The organism is Geminocystis sp. GBBB08 (genome assembly GCF_016743215.1).
GTDB lineage: Bacteria > Cyanobacteriota > Cyanobacteriia > Cyanobacteriales > Cyanobacteriaceae > Geminocystis.
This window is the reverse complement of record NZ_VRZC01000267.1, coordinates 1-2,821: the sequence shown is the minus strand read 5'-3', so window position 1 is coordinate 2,821 and position 2,821 is coordinate 1. Positions and strand designations below refer to the sequence as shown.

The 2,821-nt window shown below is 31.0% G+C and carries 3 protein-coding genes; all 3 read right to left on the bottom strand.

Annotated features, from left to right (window positions below):
* Window positions 1-169: 169 nt before the first annotated feature.
* Complete coding sequence (locus tag FWJ34_RS19030; RefSeq protein WP_308256900.1) at window positions 170-925, bottom strand: TylF/MycF/NovP-related O-methyltransferase; 756 nt, start codon at window positions 923-925, stop codon at window positions 170-172.
* A 213-nt stretch (window positions 926-1,138) separates the two neighbouring features.
* On the bottom strand, window positions 1,139-2,419 hold the full coding sequence (locus FWJ34_RS19025) for a glycosyltransferase family 4 protein (RefSeq protein ID WP_308256899.1): 1,281 nt from the start codon (window positions 2,417-2,419) through the stop codon (window positions 1,139-1,141).
* 319 nt (window positions 2,420-2,738) lie between these two features.
* Window positions 2,739-2,821: winged helix-turn-helix domain-containing protein (locus FWJ34_RS19020; protein WP_396232098.1), on the bottom strand; the 83-nt coding region annotated here is incomplete at its 5' end.

Sequence of the window (2,821 nt, the reverse complement as noted above, 5' to 3'; positions counted from 1 at the left end):
ATAGTAATACTATCAACGCTTCCGTGGGTGAAGTAAAACTGGCATCAATGTCAGATTAAGCGTCTTAAAAATATTTTTAAGGCTTTGAGGGATACCTCCTTTTGAGTAAAATACTCAAATGCTATTGCTGTTTATTACGGTATGTACCGTTTTATTCCGCATAAATGGATCAGTTGTCAATAAATGGTTTTTGGATAAAGTAGGCTTCGCCTTGTCCAATCGTACCAAACACTTGTAATTCAATTTCTGGATGAATGTTCAAAAACTCGTCAACAGCTTGTTTACAACCCTGAAATGCTGAATAATCATCGAACTGAATATATCCGCCGGGAGAAATATGGGGATACCATCGACTTAAGCATAAAGTTGTAGGGGAATAAAAGTCACAATCAATATGTAGTAAAGCTATCTCACTAATAGATACATTCGGGAATGTATCTTCAAACCAACCACGATGAATAAATATTTTTTCGCTGGAAATAGATAGTTTAGTCATAATTTCAGCAACTCTTTTAGGGCTACCTACAACTTCACCAACCCATTTTTTACCAGCGACTCCATCTTCTTCCGTAGATTCAGGTAAACCTTCCCAAGCATCAAAAAGATGAATTGATCGAGAGGTTTCTTTTGCTGTATATGCCATTAATGCGGCAGTTCCACCATCTAATACACCACATTCTACTAACGCTCCATTTATCCTATTTTCATTAACTATCATCGACAAACGAATAAGATTTTGTTGACGCATTTGAGATACTTGTGTATAAGGAAAAATAGTTTTATAGGGTTCGTCTAATTTGAGAGAACGAAGTTGCCAAAACTTTCTTATTCCTCTTAAATATGGCTGTAGTTTTTTTGGAAGAAAAGGTCTTAACCATGAATAAGATTGTTCTGGTGCGCCTTGTTCAATGGAAATTTTAGTCATTTTATTTTTATTTAGGTAATATAGTGATCCTATTTGAGTTGTGGCAGAATAACTATCAATAATTTAGCAATGATCGTCTATCATCCTTTCTTTTATTAATGATAGAAAATCTTTTATTACTTTTAAATATGCCACAAATAATTTAGGACTGCTATAGTAAAATATACAGTTAATATATTAATTATAGATGGTTATCTTATTAAACTTATCAAGCTATTTCAAATGTTCATAAATTGTTAATATTTTTTGTGCTTTATTTTTCCAAACAAATTCTTTAGCCCTTTCAATAGCATTAGCGGACATATTTAACCTTAAATTTTCATCAGTAACTAATAATTTAATTTTATCGGTTACTTCTTGGATTAGATAATTTTTGGAAGTCGGCTCAATTTTAAAACCAGTTTCTTCCGTGACATATTCGCCAATACCCCCATTATTAACAACAATACAGGGTAAACCAGAAGCCATTGCTTCTAATACTACTGCCCCTCCAAATTCTCGAATTGAGGGAAAACAGAAAATATCTGCTTGATTATAATAAGTTAGAGTTTCAGCTTGTGGTATTAATCCTGTAAATTTAACAAGATGACTAAGATTTAGATCTTTCACTTGTTTTTCTAAATTATTTTTTTCTTCCCCATCACCGACAATGGTTAATTGAATTTGATTTTGTAAAGAAGTATCTAAATAACTGATAGCTTGAATAACTATATCAGCACATTTATAGGGAACTAATCGCCCGACAAATAATAAGTTAATTTTTTCACCATTTTGTTTTTTTTGTTTTGGCTGAGTCACAAAATTTTCGGGGATGCCATTTTCATAGAATAAACTAATTTGATTATCAGGAAGATTAAATAAATTTTTCAACATATTTAGAGTATAAGTAGATCCGGCAAGAACTCTTGTGGCTTTTTGATAAGTTTCCCGATAACCCGGAATTAAGAATCTACCCACATTTCTTAAAAAATTAAGATTAGCATTTTCTTTTTTTGCCGTCTCTTGAAATGCAGGAGGAAAAGGTACACCACCATTTACAGGACCTATGATAAAAGGAGTATTTTGACAAGCCTGAACAACTTTGACAGGGTATCTAGGTATCATAGGAGTAATGGCATGAACAATATCATAATCTGATTTGATAATTGAATCTTTGAACAGTTGATAAACCTTCTGATTAAACTCTGCGTACATAGGATAAGAAAGAGTGTGAAGAAGTGGCCAAACTACTCCCCCTAGTGGTTTTGAACTGATAAGAGAAATAACTTTATAGTATTTCTTGATAAATTCACTCTCGTTGATATAGATAATTTTTGTATTTTCAGATTTTCTTTGTTTTTCGAATGCCTCTTTATTTCTTTCATGAGTCACTAAAGTAGTATTAACTAATTTACTAATTTGATTGTAATAGTTATAGCCTACCAAAGGGACGGAAAACCATTCTGGGTTACACTGCTCTATAATCAGTAAAACTTTGATTTTTTTATTATTCATTTTGAAATAACGAGGTTTTTGTTGGAGATAGTATAAATCCTTCTTCAAAAAATTTATTATCTAAAATCATTTTTTGATACGCTTGTTCAAAATCTGATTTTGCCATAGATTTAGACATCGACCATAATTAAAAATGCAATCAATTCTAATAAATTATTTATGAATTTAGGCTATGTTTTTAATGATCCCTGAGTTAAAATCAGATTTTTTGGAGAAGTCTAATTATCGGTCTTTAATTGTTGTTGCGTGGGTGTTTTTCACTAACAGAGTATTTTTTGATAATTTAATTATAATTAAGATTATTTAATAATTCTATGTATTATTCTTTTAAAACGTAACCAACACCTCTAACGGTTTGAATAATTCTTTTTTCTTTATTTGATTCGAGTTTTAACCGTAAAT